General features: G+C 59.8%; 23 protein-coding genes and 1 pseudogene. 15 read left to right on the top strand and 9 right to left on the bottom strand.

Annotated elements, in window-relative coordinates:
- Window positions 1–51: 51 nt before the first annotated feature.
- Genes AC07ZE_RS22440 through AC07ZE_RS22430 form a run of 3 tightly spaced genes read right to left on the bottom strand, consistent with a single transcriptional unit; the run spans window position 52 to window position 5,006 of the window.
- On the bottom strand, window positions 52–1,953 hold the full coding sequence (locus AC07ZE_RS22440) for an ATP-binding protein (protein WP_207266677.1): 1,902 nt from the start codon (window positions 1,951–1,953) through the stop codon (window positions 52–54).
- Complete coding sequence (locus AC07ZE_RS22435; protein ID WP_207266676.1) at window positions 1,950–2,882, bottom strand: ABC transporter substrate-binding protein; 933 nt, start codon at window positions 2,880–2,882, stop codon at window positions 1,950–1,952. Before AC07ZE_RS22435 ends, AC07ZE_RS22440 begins: the two co-directional genes overlap by 4 nt.
- A complete protein-coding gene (locus AC07ZE_RS22430; RefSeq protein ID WP_207266675.1) occupies window positions 2,883–5,006 on the bottom strand; it encodes a TonB-dependent receptor plug domain-containing protein in 2,124 nt (707 codons plus the stop codon).
- A 195-nt stretch (window positions 5,007–5,201) separates the two neighbouring features.
- Here AC07ZE_RS22430 and AC07ZE_RS22425 point away from each other — a divergent pair, with 195 nt between their 5' ends.
- The 10 genes from AC07ZE_RS22425 to AC07ZE_RS22380 all read left to right on the top strand — a co-directional run bounded on the left by AC07ZE_RS22425 (window position 5,202) and on the right by AC07ZE_RS22380 (window position 13,946).
- Window positions 5,202–6,227: an NAD(P)H-dependent glycerol-3-phosphate dehydrogenase gene (locus AC07ZE_RS22425; RefSeq protein WP_207266674.1), complete on the top strand. Its 1,026-nt coding sequence runs from the start codon at window positions 5,202–5,204 to the stop codon at window positions 6,225–6,227.
- Between the two features lie 30 nt (window positions 6,228–6,257).
- Window positions 6,258–6,605, top strand: a complete 348-nt coding sequence (locus tag AC07ZE_RS22420) for a DUF4389 domain-containing protein (protein ID WP_095195762.1) — start codon at window positions 6,258–6,260, stop codon at window positions 6,603–6,605.
- Window positions 6,602–7,057, top strand: coding sequence for a phosphohistidine phosphatase SixA (gene sixA, locus AC07ZE_RS22415; RefSeq protein WP_207266673.1), 456 nt, complete (start codon window positions 6,602–6,604; stop codon window positions 7,055–7,057). Before AC07ZE_RS22420 ends, sixA begins: the two co-directional genes overlap by 4 nt.
- Before the next feature lie 234 nt (window positions 7,058–7,291).
- Complete coding sequence (locus tag AC07ZE_RS22410) at window positions 7,292–8,959, top strand: AMP-binding protein (protein WP_207266672.1); 1,668 nt, start codon at window positions 7,292–7,294, stop codon at window positions 8,957–8,959.
- A 32-nt stretch (window positions 8,960–8,991) separates the two neighbouring features.
- Window positions 8,992–9,435: a hotdog fold thioesterase gene (locus tag AC07ZE_RS22405; protein WP_095195759.1), complete on the top strand. Its 444-nt coding sequence runs from the start codon at window positions 8,992–8,994 to the stop codon at window positions 9,433–9,435.
- Between the two features lie 208 nt (window positions 9,436–9,643).
- Window positions 9,644–10,447, top strand: coding sequence for an alpha/beta fold hydrolase (locus tag AC07ZE_RS22400; protein ID WP_207266671.1), 804 nt, complete (start codon window positions 9,644–9,646; stop codon window positions 10,445–10,447).
- A complete protein-coding gene (locus AC07ZE_RS22395) occupies window positions 10,444–11,298 on the top strand; it encodes an alpha/beta hydrolase (protein WP_207266670.1) in 855 nt (284 codons plus the stop codon). The genes AC07ZE_RS22400 and AC07ZE_RS22395 overlap by 4 nt, the downstream gene beginning before the upstream one ends.
- 50 nt (window positions 11,299–11,348) lie before the next feature.
- The gene (locus tag AC07ZE_RS22390) at window positions 11,349–12,008 is read left to right on the top strand and encodes a glutathione S-transferase family protein (protein WP_207266669.1); all 660 of its coding nucleotides are present in this window, start codon (window positions 11,349–11,351) and stop codon (window positions 12,006–12,008) included.
- A gap of 8 nt (window positions 12,009–12,016) precedes the next feature.
- A complete protein-coding gene (locus AC07ZE_RS22385) occupies window positions 12,017–12,823 on the top strand; it encodes a DUF4892 domain-containing protein (protein ID WP_207266668.1) in 807 nt (268 codons plus the stop codon).
- A 70-nt stretch (window positions 12,824–12,893) separates the two neighbouring features.
- Window positions 12,894–13,946 (top strand): AI-2E family transporter, encoded by a 1,053-nt coding sequence (locus tag AC07ZE_RS22380; protein ID WP_207266667.1) that lies wholly within the window; start codon window positions 12,894–12,896, stop codon window positions 13,944–13,946.
- A gap of 135 nt (window positions 13,947–14,081) precedes the next feature.
- Here the strand turns inward: AC07ZE_RS22380 and AC07ZE_RS22375 are convergent, their stop codons facing one another.
- The gene (locus AC07ZE_RS22375; RefSeq protein ID WP_095195753.1) at window positions 14,082–15,407 is read right to left on the bottom strand and encodes a putative porin; all 1,326 of its coding nucleotides are present in this window, start codon (window positions 15,405–15,407) and stop codon (window positions 14,082–14,084) included.
- 283 nt (window positions 15,408–15,690) lie between these two features.
- Here AC07ZE_RS22375 and AC07ZE_RS22370 point away from each other — a divergent pair, with 283 nt between their 5' ends.
- Complete coding sequence (locus AC07ZE_RS22370; RefSeq protein ID WP_207266666.1) at window positions 15,691–16,815, top strand: GNAT family N-acetyltransferase; 1,125 nt, start codon at window positions 15,691–15,693, stop codon at window positions 16,813–16,815.
- Between the two features lie 67 nt (window positions 16,816–16,882).
- On the opposite strand, the gene AC07ZE_RS22365 is transcribed toward AC07ZE_RS22370, so the two are convergent.
- The 4 genes and pseudogenes from AC07ZE_RS22365 to AC07ZE_RS22350 all read right to left on the bottom strand — a co-directional run bounded on the left by AC07ZE_RS22365 (window position 16,883) and on the right by AC07ZE_RS22350 (window position 21,112).
- Entirely contained in the window at window positions 16,883–18,715 is a 1,833-nt protein-coding gene (locus AC07ZE_RS22365; RefSeq protein ID WP_207266665.1) for an ABC transporter ATP-binding protein, read from the bottom strand.
- Between the two features lie 92 nt (window positions 18,716–18,807).
- Window positions 18,808–19,365, bottom strand: a complete 558-nt coding sequence (locus AC07ZE_RS22360) for a peptidylprolyl isomerase (RefSeq protein ID WP_095195751.1) — start codon at window positions 19,363–19,365, stop codon at window positions 18,808–18,810.
- 6 nt (window positions 19,366–19,371) lie between these two features.
- Window positions 19,372–20,174, bottom strand: a pseudogene (locus AC07ZE_RS22355) (alpha/beta fold hydrolase); the annotation flags it as partial.
- A 14-nt stretch (window positions 20,175–20,188) separates the two neighbouring features.
- Window positions 20,189–21,112, bottom strand: coding sequence for a PA3225 family LysR-type transcriptional regulator (locus AC07ZE_RS22350; protein ID WP_137805358.1), 924 nt, complete (start codon window positions 21,110–21,112; stop codon window positions 20,189–20,191).
- A 50-nt stretch (window positions 21,113–21,162) separates the two neighbouring features.
- Here AC07ZE_RS22350 and AC07ZE_RS22345 point away from each other — a divergent pair, with 50 nt between their 5' ends.
- From AC07ZE_RS22345 to AC07ZE_RS22335, 3 genes are all read left to right on the top strand, one after another.
- On the top strand, window positions 21,163–21,477 hold the full coding sequence (locus AC07ZE_RS22345; RefSeq protein WP_207266663.1) for a 3-phosphoglycerate kinase: 315 nt from the start codon (window positions 21,163–21,165) through the stop codon (window positions 21,475–21,477).
- A 150-nt stretch (window positions 21,478–21,627) separates the two neighbouring features.
- Window positions 21,628–22,227, top strand: a complete 600-nt coding sequence (locus AC07ZE_RS22340; RefSeq protein ID WP_095195747.1) for an FMN-dependent NADH-azoreductase — start codon at window positions 21,628–21,630, stop codon at window positions 22,225–22,227.
- A gap of 258 nt (window positions 22,228–22,485) precedes the next feature.
- Window positions 22,486–23,352 (top strand): carboxylate/amino acid/amine transporter, encoded by an 867-nt coding sequence (locus tag AC07ZE_RS22335; RefSeq protein ID WP_207266662.1) that lies wholly within the window; start codon window positions 22,486–22,488, stop codon window positions 23,350–23,352.
- Between the two features lie 47 nt (window positions 23,353–23,399).
- Here the strand turns inward: AC07ZE_RS22335 and AC07ZE_RS22330 are convergent, their stop codons facing one another.
- Window positions 23,400–24,698, bottom strand: coding sequence for a mechanosensitive ion channel family protein (locus AC07ZE_RS22330; RefSeq protein WP_207266661.1), 1,299 nt, complete (start codon window positions 24,696–24,698; stop codon window positions 23,400–23,402).
- A 191-nt stretch (window positions 24,699–24,889) separates the two neighbouring features.
- Here AC07ZE_RS22330 and AC07ZE_RS22325 point away from each other — a divergent pair, with 191 nt between their 5' ends.
- Entirely contained in the window at window positions 24,890–26,230 is a 1,341-nt protein-coding gene (locus tag AC07ZE_RS22325) for a DEAD/DEAH box helicase (RefSeq protein ID WP_095195744.1), read from the top strand.
- Window positions 26,231–26,290: the final 60 nt, after the last annotated feature.

Below are 26,290 nucleotides of genomic sequence, written 5' to 3'. Positions count from 1 at the left end.
CTGCCGCACTTTCGCCTTTCACGCCAGTCGCAGATGCTCGAAAGGCCTGTACTACTGCACCCAACGCTGCAGAATTTGCTGAAGATCAGTACGTTTGAAGGGCTTGGCCAGGTAATCGTTCATCCCCGCCGACAAACAGGCTTCGCGATCCCCCTGCAGGGCATTGGCGGTCAGGGCGATGATCGGCAAGTCGGTGCAACCGGGCAGCTGGCGAATCTGTCGGGTGGCCTCGTAACCATCGATGACCGGTAATCGGCAGTCCATCAGGATCGCTTCGAAAATCAGGCTTTCGGCACTGCGCACCGCCTGAGCGCCATCGGCGGCGACGCTGACAGTAAAGCCCAGGCTGCGCAACATGGCTTCGATGACTGTCTGATTGACCGGGTTGTCCTCGACCAGCAACACATTGCGACCTTCGCCATCATCATTACCGGTGGGCGCCCGCGGCGTCAGCACCGGCAGTGGCTGCTGATAAAGCGCCAGCGGGATTTCCAGCGTGAACACCGAACCACGACCTTCCTCGCTCTGCGCACACAGGGTACCGCCCATGCGTTCGGCCAGGGTGCGGGCAATCGGCAGGCCCAGGCCAGTGCCGCCGTAACGTCTTGAAATAGAACTGTCGGCCTGTTGAAACGCGTTGAACATCAATTCCAGGCTCTCGGCGGCAATGCCGATCCCGCTGTCGCGCACGGTGCAGGTGAACCACAACAATTCGTGATCCAGTGATTGCCACTGCGGTTCGATGGACACGCGGCCCTGTTCTGTGAACTTCAGCGCGTTGCCGATCAGGTTGACCAGAATCTGCCGGATACGCGTCGGATCGCCTTGCACCTGCAACTCCCGCATATCCTCCGGAATGTGCAATTGCAGATCGAGGCCACGTTGAGCGGCGCCGTGCTGGAACGACTGCGCACAGGCACCGATCAGGTCGGCGAGGTTGAACGGAATGTGTTCCAGTTCCAGTTCCGAGCGCTCGATGCGTGAGAAATCCAGAATATCGTTGATGACTTTGAGCAAGTGCTCGGTGGACTCCGACGCCAGCGCCGCGTATTCGACCTGCTCCGGCGTCATATCCGTGGTCTCAAGCAACTGAAGCATGCCCAGCACACCATTCATCGGCGTGCGCAGTTCGTGGCTCATCATCGCGAGGAAGTCGGACTTGGCATTGTTGGCCTTTTCCGCTTCTTCGCGGGTCTGGATCAACTGTGCCATGGCCTGGTGCTGTTCGCGGCTGGCCTGTTCGAGGCCGCTGGCGAGGTTATTGATGTGCTGCGACAGCGCGCCCAGCTCGGTGTCATCGACAATGGGCAGCGGTGTTTTGTAGTCGCCGTCCTGGATGGCCTTGACCGCGTTGCCGATGTCGCGGATCGGTTGCGACAGGCTGCCCGCCAGGCGCCGGGCGAGGATGAAGGTAAACAGCAGGGCGAACAGGGCCAGGATCGCGGCCTTGAACAGGATTTCCTGCTGGCGCTGACTGAACGCATCGTTGGACAGGCCGACGATCACCCGGCCCAGATAGTCCTCGGCAGGGGCATTGGTGGCGACCTTGTTGTTCTGGAAGAAATCGTTGTGCAGCGGGATCCGTTGCAACCGCACCGGCGCCTGGAACACTTCGACCTGATGCGGGCGGGCGTGGTTGGCCGACGGTTGTTCGACATACACCAGGATCCGGTTGGCGCTGTCCTGGATTTCCAGGAACCGTACGTTGGGCGTGGCCAGTGTGGCCTTGAGCAAACTTTCCAGTACTTCGTTGTTGCCGGAAATCACCCCGTACTCGGTGGCCGGGGCCAGTTGGTTGGCGATGAGTTGCCCGGTGTGGTTCAGCTCCTGGCGCAGGTCCTGGATTCGCACAAAGGTAAAGAAGCTGATCAACAGCAATGTCAGCAGCAGGGCAGGGCCGAGGCTGATGAGCTGGGTCCGGGTGTTGATGTCCCAACGGCGGCGGAAGGTCATGGGCGGCGTTCTCTTTCAGCCAACAGTGTTGCGACAGACGCTTCGTTTATCTGTTCAATACCTAATGAACGAGCCACCTGCGGGTTGCTTGAGACTTTGAAGCGAGGCGGGTAGTACGTGCGCGGCCAGGTCGCGGGTGGCAAGTCGAGCAATTCATCGAGAATGGTCAGCCAGTCGTTCTGGTCGCTGTAGGTGCTGGCCAGGCTCCCGGCCTTGACGAAGCCGGCGTTGGGGCCGATCAGTGCCCGTTGTCGTGAGTAACTGCTTAGCAGCAGGTTTTTGGCGGTTTTCGGGTTGTACAGATCGGGGTCATCCAGGCCCAGCAGCACATCGCTGTTGTTCAGCAAAGTTTGCAATGGACGGCTGTCATGGATGTTGTCCCAACGCTCGGTAATCACTTCAAGCCCAAGGGGATGAGCGGCCCGGCGCAGTTCTTTCAATAGGAATTCGCTGTGTTCGTCGTACAGCACGCCGACCCGTTTGACTTGGGGCAGTAGCAGTCGGGTCAGGCGCAATTGACGCTCCAGGGGCGGGTCGCTCCAGAGCAGGCTCAGGTGCTGGGGCAAAGTGTCGCCCAGGCGTTGTCGAGCTTGCAGGCGGCTGATGCGCAACACCAGTGTCGCCGGGCCTTGGTCGTCTTGCAGGCGCCAATCGAGGCTCGACAAGTCGAGCAGAATCAAGCGGATGTCGTCCGCCAGTTTTCCCGGTGACGGGAGGTCGGCCAACGGCTGGAAGCTTACGCGATCGCCAGGGCGCAATTCGCGCAGGGCCTGGACGAAGGTCTGAACGCCAGGACTGTCTTCGGCACCCGTCAATAAAATCTCCGATGCATTGGCCGACAGGCTGCCCAGCCAGCCGCTGACCACCAGGCACAACATCGCCAGCAGGCGACCGATGCCTGGCGTCTTGCGTGGCGGACAATGTGCCATTTAAAACGCCAGCTCCGCACTGAAGTACATCACCCGACGCTCATCGTAGTTGTTGTCGACGAAGGTGGTGGGCTGATTATCAAGACGTTGCTGGAGTACTGCGGCCAGTTCCAGGTTGGCCTTGCCCAGGCCGATACGTTTGGCAATGCGGGTGTCGACCCGCTCGAAGCGGTAGCCATTGAGTGCATCGTCGCCATAGTAGAAAAGTGCACTGTTCCAGCCATGGCCCCAGTCCCGCATCCAGCCGGCGGAACCGCTGTTGTTGGCAGTCTGTCGTGCGTCTTGTGGATCGCTCGCATCGGCATCGACGTAGGCATAGGTCAGGCGCAATCGGTCGGCATTGCCGATTCTCCAGTCGAGTTGGGTTTCGGCCCCCGAAAAGCGCGCCGTGTTGCTGTTACTGGCGATGAACTGATTGTTGCGCAGCGGTTCGCTGATCATGCCGTTGATCTCGTCATGGAACAGCTTCACATCGATCGCCAGCCCCCACTCGGCAAAATAGCCGTTGTAGCCCAGTTCCCGTGATCGCATATGTTCTTGATCAAGGTCACCAGGGCCGCGGGTCCTGACGAAATAGCGGGCGCTGGACCGGCCATAGGCAGCGGGCTGCAGGTTGGTGACCTGATAACTCCAGTTGACGCTGTTCTCGAACATGTCCGGTGAGCGGATGGCTTCGGAATACACCGCACGCAAACCATGGCGCGGGTTGATCAGGTAATTGACCGCCACCCTCGGGGTCAGCGAGCTGCCGATCAACTGCGTGTCTTCGAACATGGCGCCGCCTTGCAGCAACCAGTGTTCACTGGCACGCCATTCGATCTGGCCGAATGCACGCCAGGTGGTGTCGTCAAGGGTGCCATTGAAGTAGGTCTCGGAGTCTGCCCGGTCGTAACGATAGTTCAAGCCGCTGACCAGCCGCAGGCTATCGGACAGACTCAGGGTGTCCTGCAGTTCAAGGTCGTAGCGTGTCTCCCGGGTGCTTTGGTCGATGTCGCCGCAAACTGTCTGCCGGGCGCCGTTGCGCCATTGGTCGAGTACCTGGTTGGCCAATACCTGTTGGCCAGGACCGCCGGGGGGCGCACCGGAAGCGATGAAACGCTCGATGTTGCGTGCCAGGCGTTCGGTGTAATTCGGGTTGAGCTGCCAGAGTTCGGTCAGCTGCGGGCTGAACGACACCTCGGCATCACAGGCGCGCCAGGTTTGCTGTCGATCCCAATGCTGCGCCGAGCCCTGGATGTACAGGCTGTGTTCGGGATTGATGTCGAGGTTCCAGCGTAGCGAGCCGGCGTAATCCTTGGCGGTGACGTCGGAATTGTTTCCGGAACTGGTAATCCCGGAAAACACCGGTCGGTAGGTATAAGGCCGCTGGTTGCTGCCTTCCTTGGCATTCAATTGCCAATCGATGCTTTGCCGCTCATCAAGTGCCTGGCTGACGGCCAGGTTGAAGCGGTTCAGACGGCGGCTGTCGCGGTAATCGGCGCCGGTGCGATCAGTGTCGAAACCATCATCCTGCTGACCGGACAGCGACAGGCGCCAGTCGCCGTCATCCCATCCCTCGCCCTGGCTGGCATAAAAGTCGTTGATGCCGCGCTGGCCGCGGGTGACTTTCATCCGCGTACCGTGGCTGTCGGCCGGATTGCGCGTGATGATGTTGACCACTGCCATCAGCGCATTGGCGCCATAGCTGACGGTGTTCGGGCCGCGGAAAACCTCGATGCGCTCGATGTCTTCCATGGCCACCGGAATGTCGCTCCAGTCCACCGTGGACAGACCGGCACGGTAGACCGAACGACCATCGATCAAGACCTGCATGCGCCGCGCTTCGGTGGCATTGGTCCCGTGATAGTTCACCACCGCCTGATTGCCGCTGATGTTGCCGACCATCATGCCCGGCACCAGCCGCAGCACTTCGCTGATGTCGCGGGCACCGCTGGCGTTGATCAGGGCATTATCGATCACCGTCATGCTCCCCGGCACGGCGGCCGGCGACTGCTTCAGGCGCGTGGCCGTGAGCACTTGCGGCAGCGGATCGCTGTCGAGGAACAGATCGTCGGCCAGCAATGGCGAGCTGAAGACCAGCGCCAGTACGAGAGGCGAGCGGGGTGAAGGCGAACCCAATGACACAACACATCCTTGTTATTAGTTATTGGCGCGCATGTTAACCGAGCTGGACGACTTTTCCAGTCACGATGTCAGCACTTTCCTCGGTTTTATCGAACTTCTTTGCTTGCGCACGGGTAATTGACGCGGGGGCTGGCCGCCACTGGGCCGCTCCGTATAATGCCGACATCGCCACTGGTATGGATTAACGGATTGCATATGACTGAACAGCGCCCGATTGCGGTCCTGGGAGGCGGAAGTTTTGGTACCGCCGTGGCTAACCTGTTGGCTGAAAACGGACATCAGGTCTTGCAGTGGATGCGTGACCCCGAGCAGGCTGAGGCCATCCGGGTCAATCGCGAGAACCCGCGATACCTCAAAGGCATCAAGATTTTGCCGGGTGTGACCGCGGTCACCGAGCTGCAAGCCACCCTGGAGGCTTGTGACCTGATTTTCGTCGCATTGCCTTCCAACGCATTGCGCTCGGTACTGGCGCCACATGCCGAACGGCTAAGCGGCAAGCTACTGGTGAGCCTGACCAAGGGCATCGAAGCCCACACCTTCAAACTGATGAGCCAGATCCTCGAAGAGATCGCCCCGCAAGCCCGTATCGGCGTGTTGTCCGGGCCGAACCTGGCCCGTGAAATCGCCGAGCACGCGCTGACCGCCACGGTGGTCGCCAGTGAAGACGAAGAACTCTGCGAACGGGTTCAAGCCGTGCTGCATGGCCGTACCTTTCGTGTGTACGCCAGCGGCGACCGTTTCGGCGTGGAGCTGGGCGGTGCATTGAAAAACGTCTACGCAATCATCGCCGGCATGGCAGTGGCAATGGGTATGGGCGAAAACACCAAGAGCATGCTGATCACCCGGGCTCTGGCGGAAATGACCCGCTTCGCGGTGAATCAGGGCGCCAACCCGATGACGTTCCTCGGTCTGGCAGGCGTGGGTGACTTGATCGTGACCTGCTCATCGCCCAAAAGCCGTAACTATCAGGTCGGGTATGCCCTCGGCCAGGGGCTGAGCCTGGAAGAGGCAGTCAACCGTCTGGGCGAAGTGGCCGAAGGCGTGAACACCCTCAAGGTACTCAAGGCCAAGGCCCAGGAAGTAGGCGTGTACATGCCGCTGGTCGCCGGATTGCACGCGATCCTGTTCGAAGGGCGCACGCTTGAACAGGTGATCGGGCTGCTGATGCGCGGTGAACCGAAAACCGACGTCGACTTTATTTCCACCAGCGGCTTCAACTGAGCCCTCAACGCAACAGGAACGGAGCGAAACATGAGCGATCAAAAAGTAGAAGCCAAATACGAGTCCATCCTGCTGCGGGTGTTGTGGATGATCGTTTTTGTGCTGGTCTGGCAAGTGGCGCAATTCATCCTTGGCGCCTTGGTGCTGGTGCAGTTGATCTATCGTTTGATCTATGGCGCCCCGAGCGCCAGCCTGATGAACTTCGGCGACAGTCTGAGCCAGTTTCTGGCGCAGATCGGTCGTTTCGGCAGCTTTCACAGCGACCAGAAACCTTGGCCGTTCGCCGATTGGCCAGCGCCGCGTACGCCGGAAGGTGAAGCGCCGCACGTCGTGGCACCCGCCCCGCATCCGGCCCGAGATGAGGAACCCAAGCTATGAAACTCTGGGTATTGCGTCATGGTGAAGCCGAGCCACACGGTTCCAAACCCCACGATTCGGAGCGGGAGCTGACTGCAAACGGTCGTGCAGAAGTACTGCGTGCCGCCGCCAACCTGATTGGCCAGCCGCTGACAGCGATTTATGCCAGTCCTTACACGCGAGCGCAGCAGACTGCGCAACTGGTAAAGGACACCTTGGGTTTCGAGCCGGAGATTCGCACCGTTGAGTGGCTGACCCCGGATTTCGATCCCGACAGGGTTACCGACCAACTGAAGTCAGTGACCAATGTACTGCTGGTTTCTCATAATCCGCTGGTAGGGCATCTGCTCAGTTACCTGCAACACGGCGCGGGTCATCCTCCGGAGAGGCTCGGTACCGCCGGACTGGCCGAACTGGAAAGCAATGAACTGCTGATCGGGGCGATGAAGCTAAACAGCATCAAGCATCCTTAACTCTGCTTCAGGGTGCGCTACCTCCCCTGAAAAAGACCGATCAACTGTGGGAGCGAGCCTGCTCGCGATGAGGGAGTGTCAGTCGCCATCAATTTAGTCTGACATACCGCTTTCGCGAGCAGGCTCGCTCCCACAGGGGGATCAGTGTTTGAAAAAAATTGTATGAAATAGCTAACCAAGCACTTGCTTGGTTAGCTACGCTTGCTCCACAACAAAAACAAAGGAGCGAGTCGCATGTCTGCTGCTTTCCGTTTGCCGCTGGACGTGTTCTACGAGCGTGAGGCCCGTCACCCCCGTCAACGCTTTCTGGTCCAGCCCATCGGCGGTGGACAGGTCGAGACACTGACTTGGGCCGACGTCGGTCATCAGGCCCGCTGCGCGGCGCACTGGCTGCGGTCGCGGGAATTGCCCCAGGGCAGTCACATCGCCCTGATCTCGAAAAACTGTGCGCACTGGATCATTGCTGACCTGGCAATCTGGATGGCCGGGCATGTCTCGGTGCCCCTGTACCCGAACCTTACCGCCGAATCCGTGGCCCAGGTGCTGGAGCACTCGGAAGCCGCGCTGGCCTTTATCGGCAAACTCGACGACTGGCCTGGCATGTCCCGTGGGGTCAGCCCGGACCTGGTGACCATCAGCCTGCCGCTGCATCCGCCGGGCGAGTTCGATTTCAGCTGGGCCGATCTGCAGCACAGCACGCCGATCCAGGACGACCCTAGACCCGGCGCCGATCAACTGGCGACCATCATCTACACCTCCGGTACCACCGGCCTACCCAAAGGGGTGATGCACAGCTTCGGCACGCTGGGATTCGCCACCACCCGCGGCACGCAATTGTTCGGCCTGAATGAGTCGGACCGACTGCTGTCTTATCTGCCGCTTTGTCACGTTGCTGAACGAATGTTCGTCGAACTGGCGTCGATCTACACCGGACAAACCGTATTCTTTGCCGAAAGCCTCGACACCTTCCTCGACGATCTGCGGCGCGCCCGGCCGACGGCGATGTTTGGTGTGCCGCGCATCTGGACCAAATTCCAGATGGGGGTGTACAGCAAGATTCCCGCAAAACGCCTCGACTTCCTCCTTGGCCTGCCGATCGTCGGCAAGCGCGTCGGGCACAAAGTCCTATCCGGACTGGGGCTCGATGCCTTGCGCGTAGCGTTGTCCGGCGCCGCGCCAGTGCCCCTGACGTTGTTACGCTGGTATCAGAAGCTTGGGCTCGACGTGCTGGAGGTCTACGGCATGACCGAAAGTTGCGGCTATTCGCACATCTGCCTGCCGGGTCAGTACAAGGAAGGCTGGATCGGCAAGCCCTGCCCGGAAGTCGAAGTACGAATCGATGAGTCGGGTGAGGTACAGGTGCGCAGCGGCGCGACCATGCTCGGGTACTTCAAGGATCCGCAGAAAACCGCAGAGACCATTACCGGGGACGGTTTCCTGCGCACCGGCGACAAAGGTGAAGAGGACGCCGAAGGCAACCTGCGCCTGACCGGGCGCCTGAAAGAAATCTTCAAGACCAGCAAAGGCAAATACGTAGCGCCGGCACCCATCGAAAATCGCCTGGCGGTGCATTCACGTATCGAGCAGGTGTGTGTGGTCGGCGACGGCTTGAGTGCGCCGCTTGGCCTGTGCGTACTGTCTGCGGTGGGACAGCAGGACGCGGGCGGAACGGCCCGCGCCGGCTTGCATTCGAGCCTGGAGAAGCTGCTGGAAGAGGTCAACGCGGCCCTTGATAAGCACGAGCGCTTGCGGCGACTGGTGGTGGTCAAGGACAGCTGGGCCGTGGAAAACGGCTTCCTCACGCCGACCCTGAAGATCAAGCGCAATGTAATCGAAGCGGCCTATGGTGCCCGCTTCGAAGAATGGAGCGAGCGCAGCGAAGTGGTGCTGTGGCAGGATTGAGACACAAATAAAACCAACAAGGAAAATCGGCGATGAGTCTGTGGCGCACCCTTCCCAACATCGAACAGTTGAACGCTTTCCAGAAAAACACCATCGGCGAAGTGCTGGATATCCGCTTCGAAGCCGTCGATGACGATTCTTTGACCGCGAGCATGGTCATCGACCACCGCACCCATCAGCCTTACGGCTTGCTGCATGGCGGTGCCTCGGTGGTGCTGGCCGAGACCGTCGGTTCCATGGCCAGTTTCCTGTGCATCGACTCCAGCAAGTTTTACTGCGTGGGCCTGGAAATCAACGCCAACCATCTTCGCGGCCTGCGCAGTGGAAGGGTGACGGCAGTGGCCAGGCCGATCCACATCGGCCGCACGACCCATGTCTGGGATATTCGCTTGACCAGCGACGAAGGCAAGGCCAGTTGCGTGTCGCGGTTGACCATGGCGGTGGTGCCGTTGGGGGAGAATCCGCCGGCACGTTGACCAGCAGGAGCAAAGCTTGCTCGCGATGGTCGTCAACGATAACGCTGAGACCCCTGCCACTGCGTGGCGTCAGGTCCATCGCGAGCGAACTCGCTCCTGCATGATCAGCATGACCGGACTGTCATCATTCCTGTCAGTTACGGTCATTGCCGCAGGACGCGGTCTTACGGACAATCAACATCTGTTCTCGCTCATGGATTTGCCGGTTATGTCGCAACAGATTTTTTTCGCCCACGCCAACGGATTCCCTTCGGGCACCTACGGCAAGTTGTTCGCGGCGCTGGCGCCCGAGTATCAGGTGACGCATCTGGAGCAACACGCCCATGACCCGCGTTTCCCGGCGGACGACAATTGGTACAACCTGGTGGATGAGCTGATCCATCACCTGCGGCAGCAAGCCGAACCGGTGTGGGGCGTCGGCCATTCCTTCGGTGGCGTGCTGCACCTGCATGCCGCGTTGCGCTGTCCCGAGCTGTATCGCGGGGTAGTGATGCTCGATTCACCGGTATTGACCCGTGCCGATCAATGGGTGATCCGTGCCGCCAAGCGCCTGGGCTTCATCGACAAGCTGACGCCCGCTGGCCGTACGTTGGGACGACGCGAAGAGTTCGCCGACCTCGAAAGCGCCCGCCGCTATTTCGCTGGTAAAACCCTGTTTCGCGGTTTCGACCCGGACTGTTTCGATGCTTATCTGCAATACGGTTTGCAGCAGGTTGGCGACAAGCTGCGCCTGCGCTTCGATCCGGCCACGGAGATCAGCATCTATCGGGGCGTGCCCCACACCAGCCCGGGCCGTGCCCGGCAGTTGAAAGTGCCGCTGGCAGTGGTTCGCGGGCACAAGAGCAAGGTGGTGATGCGCCATCACGCCAGTTCAGTCGGGCGCATGCCGCTCGGCGAGGCCTTGACCATGCCCGGTGGTCACATGTTTCCCCTCGAACGTCCCCAGGATACTGCCGCGATGCTGAAGAACCTGTTCAGTCGCTGGGACGGTCGCCAACAGGATTGCGCATGAGCAGCATCGTCGAAGAAGTTCGCCTGAGCTTGCCGCACATCGAGCTGGCGGCGCATCTGTTCGGTCCCGAAGACGGTTTGCCGGTGATTGCCTTGCACGGCTGGCTCGACAACGCCAACAGTTTTGCCCGGCTGGCACCGAAGCTCAAAGGCCTGCGCATCATTGCCCTGGATATGGCCGGTCACGGTCACTCCGGGCATCGCCCGAGCGGCGCCGGCTACGCCATGTGGGACTACGCACACGATGTGCTGCAAGTCGCCGAACAGCTTGGCTTGCGCCGATTTGCGCTGATGGGGCATTCGATGGGGGCGATCGCTTCCCTGATCATCGCCGGTTCGTTGCCGGATCGGGTCACGCATCTGGCGTTGATCGACGGCGTCATTCCACCTACAGACAAGGGCGAAAATGCTGCCGAACGCATGGGCATGGCCCTGCAGGCGCAGCTGGATCTGCGGGAAAAACGCAAACCGGTCTACAGCACGCTCGAACGGGCCATCGAGGCGCGCATGAAGGGCTTGGTGGCGGTCAGTCGCGAAGCCGCGCAGTTACTGGCCCAGCGTGGCTTGATGCCGGTGCCGGGGGGGTACACCTGGCGCACCGACAACCGACTCACGCTGCCATCGCCGCTACGCCTGACGACTGAACAGGCCATGTCCTTCGTCCAGCGCATCAGTTGTCCTGCAAAACTGGTGGTGGCTGCTGACGGCATGCTCGCCAAACACCCCGAATTGCTGGAGCGTCTACCCTTTAGCCGTGAACAGCTGCCAGGTGGCCATCATTTGCACCTGAATGACGAGTCCGGTGCCGATCTTGTCGCAGACTGTTTCAATCGGTTTTTCGCCGTTCCTTGACTTGCGCCGGGCAACTGTCGAGGCTGGGCGGGTTGAAATGGGAGACAACCATGATAGATCTGTACACCGCTGCGACCCCGAATGGCCACAAGGTCTCTATCGTGCTCGAGGAACTCGGCCTGCCTTATACAGTGCACGCCTTGAGTTTCGACAAAAAGGAACAGAAGTCCCCGGACTTCCTCAAGATCAACCCCAATGGCCGGATTCCGGCGATTGTCGACCGCGCCAACGGCGATTTCGCCGTGTTCGAATCCGGCGCCATCCTGATTTACCTGGCTGAAAAGACCGGCAAACTGTTGCCCGCCGATCCCAAGGGACGCTCGGTGGCGTTGCAGTGGCTGATGTTCCAGATGGGCGGGATCGGTCCGATGCAGGGGCAGGCCAACGTGTTTTTCCGTTACTTCCCGGAAAAACTCCAGGGCGCCATCGACCGCTATCAACATGAAACCCGGCGCCTCTACGAAGTGCTCGATACGCGTCTGCAAGACGTTGAGTATCTTGCCGGCGAGTACAGCATTGCCGATATTGCGACGTTCCCCTGGGTGCGTGGCTACGAGTGGTCCGGTGTTTCGGTGGATGGCCTGACGGCGTTGCAGCGCTGGATGGCAACCATGGAGGCGCGGCCGGCGGTGCAGCGCGGGTTGCTGATTCCTGAACGCACCGATGACGCCAGCGTCGTCAAGGGTGCCCAGGCCATGCTGATCCGATGAGTCTACCGATGCGTTCTCTCAGTCTGCTGGTGCTGTGCAGTTTCAGTCCCTTGTTGTTTGGCGCTGATATTCCAGGCAGTCAGGACCTGCCGATCGTGCCGCGCATGGTCGATGCGCAGATCGTCGACTATCGCCCGACAGCCGAACTTGAGCGGATTTATCCGCTGGGTTCGATCCGCAAGATCAGCGGCCAGTTGCGCTTCGATGGCCAGGTCAACGCGCGGGGTAACGCCACGTCGGTGACTTATGAGCTGCCACCGGAGCATTCAGCGACGCAAGCGTTCACCGCTGCCCGCGAAGCCTTGCAGAAGCAGGACGCCCAGTTGCTGTTCTGGTGTCAGGCCCGCGATTGCGGCGAAAGCAGCCTGTGGGCCAATGAGGTGTTCGGCAACGCCAAACTCTATGGCTCGGATAATGAGCAGGCGTACCTGCTGTTGCGTCTGGCGGCGCCGAAGGACAACACGCTGGTGGCGCTTTACAGCATCACGCGCGGCAATCGCAAAGCTTATCTGCATGTCGAACAGTTCGAAGCCGCGGCACCTCTGGGCGATTTGCGGCCGACGTCCGCGACTTTGCTGCGTGAACTCAAAAGCACTGGCGAGCTCGATTTCCCCAAGCTGACCAGCGCACCCGATGACACCTGGGTGCGCTTGATCTCCCGTGGCCTGAACCTGGACACGACGCTGAGAATCAGTGTTTCCGGTCCGACTGCCGAAGCCTGGCGTCAGGCGCTGATCGAACAGGGCGTGCGTGCCGCGCGACTGGAAACCGGTAGCGTCGAAGGCTCGGGCCTGCACATCCAACTGTTGCGATAAGCTTTATCGGGCGAACGCGTATCGAAGCGTTCGCCTACTCTTTTGCTGACTGATTTATTCGAGATTTCAAATGATCAATAACGATCGGCTGTTGGTGCAGATCCTGCTCCTGGTGCTGTTTGGCGCGAGCTTCTGGGTGATGGCACCGTTCTGGTCGGCGCTGTTCTGGGGGGCGGTGCTGGCGTTCGCCAGTTGGCCGCTGATGCGTCTGTTGACCCGCTGGCTCAATGGTCGCGAGTCCCTGGCGGCAGCGGTGTTGACCGTGGGCTGGATGGTGCTGGTGGCGGCCCCACTGGTGTGGCTGGGATTCAACCTGGCGGATCATGTACGTGATGCCGTGGCGTTCATCAAGGATGTGCAGATGGATGGCCTGCCGGAAGCGCCGGACTGGCTGGGCGGTATTCCGTTGGTGGGCGGGCGTCTGATGGGGATCTGGAACAGCATCGACCAGCAGGGCGCGGCGATGATGGTGTCGCTCAAGCCCTACTTCGGGCAAGTCGGTAACTGGCTGCTGGCGCGCAGTGCGCAGATCGGCGGCGGCATTCTCGAACTGACCTTGAGCATTGTCTTCGTGTTCTTTTTCTATCGTGACGGGCCACGGTTGGCGGCGTTTGTTCATAGCCTGCTGGAGCGCCTGATCGGCAAGCGTGCCGGGTATTACATCGAACTCGTGGCAGGCACAGTGCAGCGGGTCGTGAACGGGGTGATCGGCACGGCGGCGGCTCAGGCGGTACTGGCGTTGACCGGGTTCCTGATTGCCGGGGTGCCGGGGGCGCTGGTGCTCGGTATCGTGACGTTCCTGCTCAGCCTGATTCCCATGGGGCCACCGCTGGTGTGGATCCCGGCCACGGCCTGGCTGGTCTGGCAAGGTGAGTACGGAATGGCGGTGTTCCTCGGGATCTGGGGCATATTCATCATCAGCGGCGTGGACAACGTCCTCAAGCCGTACCTGATCAGTCGCGGCGGGAACTTGCCGTTGGTGATCGTGCTGCTGGGGGTATTTGGCGGTTTGATCGCGTTCGGTTTCATCGGATTGTTCATCGGTCCGACGTTGCTGGCGGTGGCCTACAGTTTGTTGACCGACTGGAGCAAGAGTCAGGCCCGGGTCGAAGACCGTCGCTGATTCGAGGAGGGATTGCGAGAGGGCAGGAATACAGACTCGCGTTGGTCCGGCGGACGGATGATGGGGACCGTCAGACCAACGCCAGGCTGTAAAAGCGGCTCGGGCTTCCTTGCCCGAGTCGTGTAGCGGGGTCAATCAGAACTTCGCTTCGGCATCCAGTTGCAGGGTGTTGATGTCCGAATCCTTGAGGGTGGCGTTGGTGTAGTCGGAGTTCGCCATGAAGTACGTCGCACCCAGGGTGAAGTTCTTGTCCAGCTCATAGCTCACTTTCAGCTTGCTGCCGCGCGAACCGGTGAAGCCGTTGGCGAAGTCGGAGTCGGTGAAGGCACCCACAACGGCGTTACGCTGTACATCGCGGTAGTTGTAATCCAGACCGAAGCCATAGACCTTGGTTTTGACACCGGCCAGCCAGCCCATGTCCTGGTCGTTGCTGGCATCGTCGTTGTTGACGACTTGACCGTACAACGACAGCGGCATTGGCAGGCCGCCGATGTCGATCTGACCAAAGCCTTCGTACAGTTTGAACTGCTCGCCCGGGCTGTTGCCGTTGACGGCCAGTGCGCATGGCGCGGTGACGGTGCCGGAGGTAGGGCAGGCGCTGTCCTGATCGTTGTCGTAGGCGTAGATGCTGCCGCCCAACGTCATTTTCAGGTTGTCGGTGATGGCGAAGCGTGCGCCCAACTGGCCGGCGTAAAGACGCAGGTCGTGCTTGAACTGCACGCCTTCGCCGTCGACGTTGTCCTTGAGGGTGTAGTGACCGGCGCTACCGAACAACTCGGTGGAGCCGCCCAGCGGGTATTTGTAAGTGACTGCCAGACCTTCCGGGTTGATGTCGCTATCCCAGATGATGTCGCCCATGCTTACCCATGGTTGCGGCATCTTGCCGCCGATCAGGTGCAGGTTCTTGATGGCGTCGGGGTGGTAGTCCACGTAGCCCTGGTCCAGCCAGATCTGCTTCTTGTCGAAGTAGTTGTTCAGGTCCTGGTTGGTGGAGCGGGCGTCGTCGCTGCTGCCGGTAGCGATACGGATACCGGTGTCGACCTGGGAGTTGATCTCCGTATAGGCACCCAGCCGGGCACGAATGCGTTGGCGATCCGAGTCTTTGTTGTTGGAGACGCCGTCGTTCTTGATGGTTTCCTGACGGAAACGCACGTCGCCCTTGAATTGGGTCTTGGCAGCCCAGGCCAGTTTCTGGTCGAAGGTGCTCAGTTCGTTGGTTTTCTTCGCGGTGGCCGCGATCTGCTCATTGGTCTCTTGCTGAGCCTGGCGGGCGATTTGCTGTTCTTTCTGATCCCTGGCCAGCTCGGCTTGCAGTTCGCTGTACTGCGCGTTGGTAATCGAGCCGTTTGCCTTGAGCATGTCGAGCAGTTTGGCGTCGACTGCGGCGCTGGCAGGAACACTCATGGCCAGCAACAGACCACCACACAGGGCTGCCGCAGTTTTCGTGGAAGCAAGACGCATATCAATCTCCGAAGATGAGAGTGGATGACTGAGCCATCCCGGGCACAACCGACCATTGATGGACGGAAAACGGTGGCCGGGCTATAACCCGGCGCTCTAAAAACAGGCGCCAGTATCGCGATGGTTTATGACAGGGCGGTGGCAATGTGATGGCATGTCGATGACGATACGAAGTCTTCGCGAACTATTGAGCTAGAGCGCTGTCGTCGATTTGATCGTGTGCAAAGGATGGCGATGCGCGATACTCGCGAGGCTTTCACGCCATGAATGAGTGAGGATGGTGATGCCGTTGCAACGCCTGCAAAGTCTGTCCGAAATCGCCCCGCACACGTGGGACGCCCTGGTGCCCGAGAATCAGCCGTTTCTGTGTCACGCATTCCTCAGCGCGCTGGAGGACAGTGGTAGCGTCGGTCCCCATTGCGGTTGGCAGCCTGAACATTTGCTGCATGTCGAAGGCGATCGGTTGATCGCCGCACTGCCCAGCTACCGCAAATGGCATTCCTACGGCGAGTACGTGTTCGATCACGCCTGGGCTGATGCCTGTGAGCGTGCCGGTATCGATTACTACCCCAAACTCTTGACCGCCGTGCCATTCAGCCCGGTCAGCGGCCCGCGTTTGCTGGCAGCCAGCGTCGAGGACGGCTTCGAACTGTTGAAAAGCCTGCCGGGCTATCTGGAGATCGAACAACTCTCCAGTGCCCACATCAACTTCACCGACCCGTTCACCGATGCCGCATTGGCTGAACAACCGGGTTGGTTGCAACGCATCGGCTGTCAGTACCATTGGCAGAATCGCGACTATCGGGACTTCCAGGATTTCCTCGACGCCCTGAGTTCGCGTAAACGCAAACAGATGCGCAAGGAGCGCGAGCAAGTGGCGGGGCAGGGCTTCGAATTCGAATGGCTTGAAGGTCGGCAACTGACCCAGGCACAGTGGGATTTTGTCTATGCCTGCTACGCCAATACCTACGCGGTGCGTCGGCAAAGACCTTACCTGACGCGAGCGTTTTTCAGCCTGCTGGCCGAGCGCATGCCGCAGTCGATTCGCGTGGTATTGGCCAAACAAGGTTCACGGCCGGTGGCGATGGCGTTCAGTCTGGTGGGGGGAGACAGTTTTTACGGTCGTTACTGGGGTTGTCTGGCGGAGTTCGACCGCCTGCACTTTGAAACCTGTTTCTACCAGGGCATGGACTATGCGATTGCCAACGGCTTCCAGCGCTTCGATGCCGGCGCCCAGGGTGAGCATAAATTGATCCGCGGGTTTGAACCGGTGATCACCCATTCCTGGCATTACCTGCGCCACCCCGGGCTGAAGGCCGCGGTCAAGGACTTCCTGCATCAGGAACGGGTTGGGGTGCTGGCGTATGCCGAGGATGCGCGGACGGCGTTGCCTTATCGACAATCCTGAAGTCACACAAATTTAATGTGGGAGCGGGCTTGCTCGCTCCCACAATGGATTGTAGTGGACACAGGATCTAGTCGATCCCGACAAACCCACCCGTCTGGTGCTGCCATAACCGCGCATACAAACCGCCATGGGCCAGCAGTTCAGCGTGGCTACCGGTTTCGGCGATCTTGCCGTTTTCCAGCACCACCAGGCGGTCCATGCGGGCGATGGTCGAGAGTCGGTGGGCGATGGCGATCACGGTTTTGCCCTGCATCAGGGTTTCCAGGCTTTCCTGGATCGCCGCTTCGACTTCCGAATCCAGTGCCGACGTGGCTTCGTCCATGATCAGGATCGGCGCGTCCTTGAGCAACACGCGGGCAATGGCAATCCGCTGACGCTGGCCGCCGGAGAGTTTCACCCCGCGTTCACCGACGTGGGCATCGAAGCCGATGCGGCCTTCGGCGTCTGACAGGGTGGGAATGAAACCATCGGCCCGCGCCTTGTGCACCGCTTCCCAGAGTTCGGTGTCGGTGGCGTCGGGTTTGCCATACAGCAGATTGTCGCGGATCGAGCGATGCAGCAGGGACGTATCCTGGGTGATCATGCCGATACGTTCGCGCAGGCTTTCCTGGCTGACGTCGGCGATGTTCTGGCCATCGATGAGAATCTTCCCGCCCTCCACGTCGTAAAGGCGCAGCAGCAGGTTGACCAGCGTCGACTTGCCGGCACCGGACGGACCGATCAGGCCGATCTTTTCACCGGGTTTGATCGTCAGGTTGAGCCCGCCGATGATCCCGCTCTGTTTGCCGTAGTGGAAGTCCACATCCTCGAAACGCACTTCACCACGGGCCACGGCCAACGGTTTGGCCTGGTCACGGTCGGTGACGCTGACCGGTTGTGAAATGCTCTGCAAGCCGTCCTGAACCATGCCGATGTTTTCGAAGATGCCGGTGACCACCCACATGATCCAGCCGGACATGTTGACGATCCGGATCACCAGCCCGGTGGCCAGGGCGATTGCGCCCACGGTAATCAGCGATTGCGTCCACAGCCACAGCGCCAGACCGGTGGTGCAGACGATCAACAGGCCGTTCATGCTGGTGATGACCACGTCCATGCTGGTGACGACACGGCCGGCGAGCTGGGCTTTTTCGGTTTGTTCCTTGATCGCTTCGCGGGCGTACTGTTGTTCGAAGTTGGTGTGGGCGAACAGCTTCAAGGTGGTGATGTTGGTGTAGCCATCGACGATGCGCCCCATGAGTTTGGAGCGCGCATCGGAGGCAACCACCGAGCGATCCTTGACCCGTGGTACGAAGTAGTAGAGGGCGCTGATAAAGGCGACGATCCAGGTCAGCAACGGGATCATCAGGCGCCAGTCGGCTTCGGCGAACAGCACCAGCGAACTGATGGCGTAGATCAGCACGTGCCACAGCGCATCCACCGCTTGCACTGCTGAATCGCGCAGGGAGTTGCCGGTTTGCATGATGCGTTGGGCGATGCGCCCGGCGAAGTCGTTCTGGAAAAAATTCAGGCTCTGCTTGAGCACGTAACTGTGGTTTTGCCAGCGGATCAGGCTGGTCATGCTGGGGCTCAGGGTCTGGTGCACCAGCAAGTCATGCAGGCCAACGAACACCGGGCGCAGGATCAGCGCCACCACCACCATCCAGGCCAGTTCAACGCCATGTTCCTTGAAAAAGTCGGCGTTTGGAGTGCCCTGTGCCAGGTCGATGATGCGGCTCAGGTAGCTGAACAGTGCCACTTCAATCAGCGCGCCGAACAGGCCGACGATCAGCAGGGCAACGAAACTCGGCCAGACCTGTTTGAGGTAATAGGTATAGAAAGGCAGGACCCGGTCCGGTGGTGCGGCAGTCGGGGCGTCGCGAAAGATGTCGATCAGTTTTTCAAAACGGCGATAAAGCATCGGTTTTTCACCCGCGAACGGGTACTCCTTCAACGGTTTGAGCGTTGCCGGTCAAACCGGCAAACGCTCGGACATCCCTGTCCAGCTTAGTCTCAGTCGATGCGCTTGGCCGACTTGATGAATACCGGGTCGGCCGGTACATCCTTCATGCCGCCGCGCACGGTGGTTGGCGAGTTGACGATGATATCGACCACATCCATGCCCTTGACCACTTTGCCGAACACCGCGTAGCCGTCACCCTGGTCGAGGAAATCGTTGTCCTTGACGTTGATGAAGAACTGACTGGTGGCCGAATCCGGCACAGAAGTGCGCGCCATGGACAAGGTGCCACGAACGTTGACCAGGCCGTTCTTGTGTTCGTTTTTGATCGGCGCCTTGGTTTCTTTTTGCTGCATCTGCTGAGTGAAGCCGCCGCCCTGGACCATGAAGCCCGGAATCACGCGGTGGAAAATCGTGTTGTTGTAAAAGCCGCTGTCCACATACTCAAGGAAGTTCTTGGTACTGATCGGAGCCTTGACCGGGTCCAGTTCGATTTCGATCTGGCCGTTGGTGGTTTCCAGCAGCACATGCGGCGCCTTGGCAGGCGTTGCGGCCATCAGGTTGGCGGCAAACAGAACGGAGCCGGCGGCGAGGGCGATTTTTTTCAGCATGGGTCGGTGATCCTGAGTGGGGTGGTATCGACTGCGGTGAGAAACTCGAGCAGTGTCTGGTTGAAGCGTTCGGGCTGGTCCAGCGGGGTGGCGTGACGGGAGTCGGCAATCACCACCAGCCGCGCATCGGGCAGCAGTTTTACGTAGTTTTCTTTCAGCGAGACCGGTGTGTAGTCACGGTCGGCGCTGACGATGAGGGTTGGACAGGACACTTTCGAAAGTCGTTCCTGAACCCCCCAGCCAACGATTGCATCGAAGCTGGCGAGATAAGCATGTTTGTCGTTTTTTGCCCAGCGCTCGGCCATCTTTTGTCGCAAATCCGCCTGCTCAGGCTTGGGGAACAATTTGCCACCCAAGGCCTTGCCAATGGTGCGCAGGCTGAGGACGCGCATCAGGCTCCAGCGTTTGAACCACTGCCAGTAGTCGTCGCGGCTACGCAGTTTGACCTCGGGTGCGCTGTTGACGATGCACAGGCTCTTGAGCAATTGCGGCTGATCCACGGCCAGTTGAAAGCCGATCATGCCGCCCATGGACAGGCCCACAAAGTGGGTCGGTCCGAGGTTCAAATGCTCGATCAGTGCAATCAGGTCGGCGCTGAAACCGGCGATGCTGTAGCGCTCGCGGGGTTTGTCGGAGCGCCCGTGACCGCGTACATCGGGGACGATCACCCGGTAGCGCGCGGCCAGCGCGGGGATCTGTTTTTCCCAGTCCAGCGTGCTGGAACCCAGGCCGTGGACCAGTAGCAACGGCGTGCCGTGGCCATATTCCTCATAGTGCAGGTTACAACCTTCGTGTTCGAAATAGGCCATGGGTACACTCCGTGTCAGGCTTGTTCAGGGGCCGCGAAAGGTGCGTCCAGCGGCGCAGTGTCGAAAGTGCGCAACAGTTCGATGAGGATCTGTGTGGCCGGCCCCAGGGGTTTGTCCTTGTTCGAATAGAGGTAAAAACTCGGGTTGCGGCTACCGCCCTGATCCAACGGTAGCAGCTTGAGCGTACCTTCTCGCAATTCCCGTTCGATCATGTGCCGCGGCAACCACGCAAACCCCAGGCCACTGCTGACAAAGGTGGCGGCGGTGGCCAGGCTGCCGACGGTCCAGCGTTGCTCGGCGCCGAGCCAGCCGACGTCCCGTGGTTGCTGGCGACCGGAGTCGCGGATAACCACTTGCAGCTGGCTCTCCAGGTCCTGGAAATTCAGTTCACGGTTGAGGCGGTGCAGGGAGTGTTCCGGGTGGGCGACCGCGACGAATTCGACATCGCTCAATTCCGCACCCAGGTATCCAGGAATGCTGAAGCCGCTGATGGCCAGGTCGGCCACGCCTTCGAGCAGCACTTCTTCCACACCCGACAGCACCTCTTCGCGCAGCCGCACCCGGCAGCCACGGCTTTGCGGCATGAACGCGGTCAGCGCACGGACGATGCGGGCGCTGGGGTATGCGGCGTCGACCACCAGGCGCACTTCGGCTTCCCAGCCTTGTTCCATGTGGTGGGCCAGGTCTTCCAGCTGGCTGGCCTGTTTCACCAGTTGCCGGGACCGGCGCAACAGAACGCCACCGGCTTCGGTGAGCACCGCTTTGCGCCCGTCGATGCGCAGCAGCGGCACGCCGAGCTGGTCCTGCATGCGTGCCACGGTGTAGCTGACTGACGATTGCGAGCGGTGCAGCGCTTCAGCGGCCTGGGCGAAACCACCGTGGTCGACCACGGCCTGAAGCGTTCGCCATTGATCAAGGGTCACGCGGGGCGCTTTCATGATGGGCTCCTATTGTCCTAAGCTGCGCAGTTCTTATTGGAGACTGCTGAATGAAAAAAATCGTTTGTGTCCTGCTGGCGATGTTGCCGTTGACTGCGTTTGCTTATCCGATCGATGTACAAAAAGAACTCAATGGGCTGAAGATCGACTACACCACCTACGCCTCCGATTACGATCTGGGCTCGATCACCCTGAACAACTACGGTGATACCGCTGCCGAGTGTGCAGTGGTATTTCGCAATGGCCCGGAATCGCCCAAGACCCGCAGGGTCAATCTGGATGCCGGTAAAAGTGCCGACCTCTCAGCCAAGTTCAATCGCAAAATCATCAAGCTGTACATCAGCATGACCTGCAAGCCGAAATGACCCCCAGCGGAGCAGGCCCATCAGCCATGCTTCGCTTATAAACGAAATTATTGATTGGTTATAGCAGTTATTTGCGCTTTTTTATCGATTTGGTCCTGTTTAACCTTCACTCCATCGACTTACAGCATTCTCAGATGGAGCCTACAACCCATGTCCCGCGTTCTGATCATCGAAAGCAGTGCCCGTCAGCAAGACTCGGTTTCCCGTCAACTGACCCAGACCTTCATCAACCAGTGGAAAGCTGCGCACCCGAACGATCAGATCACCGTTCGTGACCTGGCCGTCAACCCGGTGCCACACCTGGATATCAACCTGTTGGGCGGTTGGATGAAACCCGCCGATCAGCGCAGCGACCTCGAACAGCTGTCCCTGGAACGCTCCAACCAATTGACCGACGAACTGCTGGCCGCCGACGTGCTGGTGATGGCCGCGCCCATGTACAACTTCGCCATTCCGAGCACCTTGAAAGCCTGGCTTGACCATGTGCTGCGTGCCGGCGTGACCTTCAAGTACACCGAAACCGGTCCCCAGGGTTTGCTCAGCGGCAAGCGTGCCTACGTCCTGACTGCTCGCGGCGGCATCCACGCCGGCGCCCCGTCGGATCACCAGGAACCGTACCTGCGTCAGGTCATGGGCTTCATCGGCATCCATGACGTCACGTTCATTCACGCCGAAGGCATGAACCTGGGCGGCGGCTTCCAGGAGAAAGGCCTGAACCAGGCGAACGCCCGGCTTTCGCAAGTCGCCTGACCGGTTAATCGCCAGATAATCGCTGGATGGTCTAGTGACCTGGCGCAACCCTTCAAGCCTGTACGCGCATCGAACCTCCCTTTGCACTTATTGCTCCTGAGTGCCGTAGCCCGATTGAACGCATTGGCGAGATCGGGCTTTTTTTTGCCCGCAATTTGATGGGTGGCCACAGATACCACAGAGATTTGTATGCTGTCTGACGATTCGCAGTGAATGACAAAACCCGTTATCTTCGCCGCCATTCGAAACGAGGCGAGCATGGGCTATCTACTTTTTGTCACGCTGATCCAGGCGTTTTCCTTCAGTTTGATCGGCGAGTACCTGGCCGGTCATGTCGACAGTTACTTCGCGGTGCTGGTGCGAGTATTGCTGGCGGGGCTGGTGTTTATTCCACTGACGCGCTGGCGTTCGGTGGAACCGGCTTTCATGCGTGGCATGTTGCTGATCGGCGCTTTGCAGTTTGGCGTGACTTACGTCTGCCTGTACTTGAGCTTCCGCGTGCTGACGGTCCCGGAAGTCTTGCTGTTCACCATCCTCACCCCGTTGCACGTAACCCTGATCGAAGACGCGTTGAACCGCCGGTTCAATCCCTGGGCGTTGGTCGCGGCGCTGGTGGCGGTGGCGGGCGCGGCGGTGATTCGCTTCGATCGCATCAACCCGGATTTCTTCATGGGGTTCCTGTTGCTGCAACTGGCCAACTTCACCTATGCCGCCGGACAAGTGCTCTATAAGCACCTGGTCGCACGGCATCCGAGCGACCTGCCGCATTACCGGCGCTTCGGCTATTTCTACCTGGGTGCTCTGGCGGTAGCGTTACCGGCGTTCCTGCTGTTCGGCAAACAGAACTTCCTGCCTGAAGCACCGTTGCAATGGGGCGTGCTGCTGTTCCTCGGCCTGGTCTCGACGGCGCTGGGACTGTATTGGTGGAACAAAGGCGCGTGCCTGGTCAATGGCGGGACGCTGGCGGTGATGAACAACCTGCATGTGCCGGTGGGATTGCTGGTCAATCTGCTGATCTGGAATCAGCATGAAGAGTTGGGGCGGTTGCTGCTGGGCGGGTCGGTGATATTGATGGCGGTGTGGATCAGTCGGTTGGGTGTACGCCAACCAGCGCTCGCGCACTGACCCCCTGTGGGAGCGAGCAGGCTCGCTCCCACAAAGGAACTGTGGGGTTACATGATGTGTTTTTCCGGCTCGGGGATATGGCTCGCACCCAACACCGCCGGCAACAGCCCGGCCCGTAGATCCGTACCGCTGGGCTGCTGATAGAGGCTCAAGCCAAACTCCGGCAGCACCGCCAGCAAGTAGTCGAAAATATCCCCCTGGATCCGCTCGTAATCGGCCCACGCCGTGGTGCGAGTGAAGCAGTAGATTTCCAGCGGGATGCCTTGGGCTGTGGTCTGCATTTGCCGAACCATGCAGGTCATGTTCGGCTGAACCTCGGGATGGCTTTTCAGATACGCCAGCGCATAGGCGCGGAACGTGCCGATATTGGTCATCCGTCGACGGTTGGCCGACATGGCCGCGACATTGCCCTGGGCTTCATTCCAGGCCTTGAGTTCGGCCTGCTTGCGGCTGATGTAGTCAGTCAGCAGATGCACCTGGGACAATTTCTGTTCTTCATCATCGCGAATGAAGCGCACGCCGCTGGCGTCGATGAACAGGCTGCGCTTGATCCGGCGGCCTCCGGACTGCTGCATGCCGCGCCAGTTCTTGAACGACTCGGACATCAGGCGCCAGGTCGGAATCGAAACGATGGTCTTGTCGAAGTTTTGCACCTTGACTGTGTGCAGGGTGATGTCCACCACATCGCCATCGGCGCCGACTTGCGGCATTTCGATCCAGTCACCGACCCGCAGCATGTCGTTGCTGGTCAGCTGCACGCTGGCCACAAACGACAGCAAGGTGTCCTTGTAGACCAACAGAATCACTGCCGACATGGCGCCAAGACCCGACAGCAGCAACAGCGGTGAACGGTCGATCAGCGTGGCGACGATGATGATTGCACCAAACACGTACAAGACCATTTTTGCCAGTTGCACGTAGCCCTTGATCGAGCGGGTACGGGCGTGTTCGGTGCGGGCATAGATGTCGAGCAAGGCGTTGAGCAGGGCACTGATGGACAGCACCAGGAACAGAATGGTGAAGGCCAGTGCCACGTTGCCGAGAAAAACCATCGCGGTTTTACTCAGCTCCGGTACCAGGTGCAGGCCGAACTGGATCACCAGTGACGGCGTCATTTGTGCCAGGCGCTGGAAGACCTTGTTGTGGCGAAAGTCGTTGATCCAGTGCAGGGCAGGCTGGCGACCGAGCATTCGGCTGGCGTGCAGGATCAGGTAGCGTGCCACTCGTCCGAGCACCAGGGCGATCACCAGCAGCAGTACCAGGGCCAGGCCGGCGTGCAGGAGCGGGTGCTGATCGAGGGTGCCCCAAAGGTCTTGGGCGTTGAGCCAGAGCTGTTTGATATCCATGGGAGAAACGATTCTTCTGTAAGACGCGATGGGCAATTAGAGCATTTAAGACGCTTTGTATTACGTTTGGGGACAAATCAGGCAACAAAAAAGCCACTGTTTGCAGTCGATTGCATAAAGAAACTCGGCCTTCGCGCTCGAAACCGTTACCCTATGCAGCTGATTTTTTGCATTTCTTCGAGGTAGCACCCGTGTTTTCCGAATTCGCCCTGCACGAACGCCTGCTCAAAGCCGTGGCCGAACTGAAATTTGTCGAGCCAACGCCTGTGCAAGCAGCGGCTATTCCGCTGGCGCTCCAAGGGCGTGACCTGCGGGTGACAGCGCAAACCGGTAGCGGCAAAACCGCTGCCTTCGTGTTGCCGATCCTCAACCGCCTGATCGGCCCGGCCAAGATCCGCGTCAGCATCAAGACCCTGATCCTGCTGCCAACCCGCGAACTGGCCCAGCAGACCCTGAAAGAAGTTGAACGCTTCTCGCAGTTCACCTTCATCAAGTCCGGCCTGATCACCGGCGGCGAAGACTTCAAGGTCCAGGCTGCCATGCTGCGCAAGGTGCCGGACATCCTGATCGGTACGCCGGGCCGGATGATCGAGCAACTGAACGCCGGCAACCTCGACCTCAAGGAAGTCGAAGTGCTGGTGCTCGACGAAGCCGACCGCATGCTCGACATGGGGTTCGCCGAAGACGTGCAGCGCCTGGTGGACGAGTGCACCAACCGCCAGCAGACCATGCTGTTCTCCGCCACCACCGGTGGTTCGGGCCTGCGCGAGATGGTCGCCAAGGTCCTGAACAACCCTGAGCACTTGCAGCTCAACGCGGTCAGCCAGCTGAACGAAACCACCCGGCAGCAAATCATCACCGCTGACCACAACCAGCACAAAGAACAGATCGTCAATTGGCTGCTGGCCAACGAGACTTATCAGAAGGCCATCGTCTTCACTAATACCCGGGCCATGGCCGACCGTATCTACGGCCGCCTGGTGGCGCAGGAATACAAGGCGTTCGTCCTGCACGGCGACAAGGACCAGAAGGATCGCAAGCTGGCGATCGACCGTCTGAAGCAGGGCGGGGTGAAGATCCTCGTCGCGACCGACGTTGCCGCTCGCGGCCTGGACGTCGACGGCCTGGACCTGGTGATCAACTTCGACATGCCGCGCAGCGGCGACGAATACGTGCACCGTATCGGTCGTACCGGTCGTGCCGGCAACGATGGCCTGGCCATCTCGCTGATCTGCCACGGCGACTGGAACTTGATGTCGAGCATCGAGCGCTACCTCAAGCAAAGCTTCGAGCGCCGCACCATCAAGGAAGTCAAAGGCACCTACGGCGGACCGAAAAAGGTCAAGGCCTCGGGCAAGGCTGTCGGCGTGAAGAAGAAAAAGACCGACGCCAAGGGCGACAAGAAAAAAGTCGCCGCCAAGACCCCGACCAAGCGCAAGAGCGTCAATCGGCCGAAGAGCGATTCCCTGGTCAGCAAGGACGGCATGGCCCCGCTCAAGCGCCGCAAGCCAGAAGCCCCGGCTGCTGAATAATCGCTTTGGCTGAACAAAAAATGCCCGTATCGTCAGATACGGGCATTTTTGTTTAGATGT

Source organism: Pseudomonas sp. GW101-3H06 (genome assembly GCF_059424605.1).
This window is presented reverse-complemented; position numbering and strand designations above follow the sequence as displayed.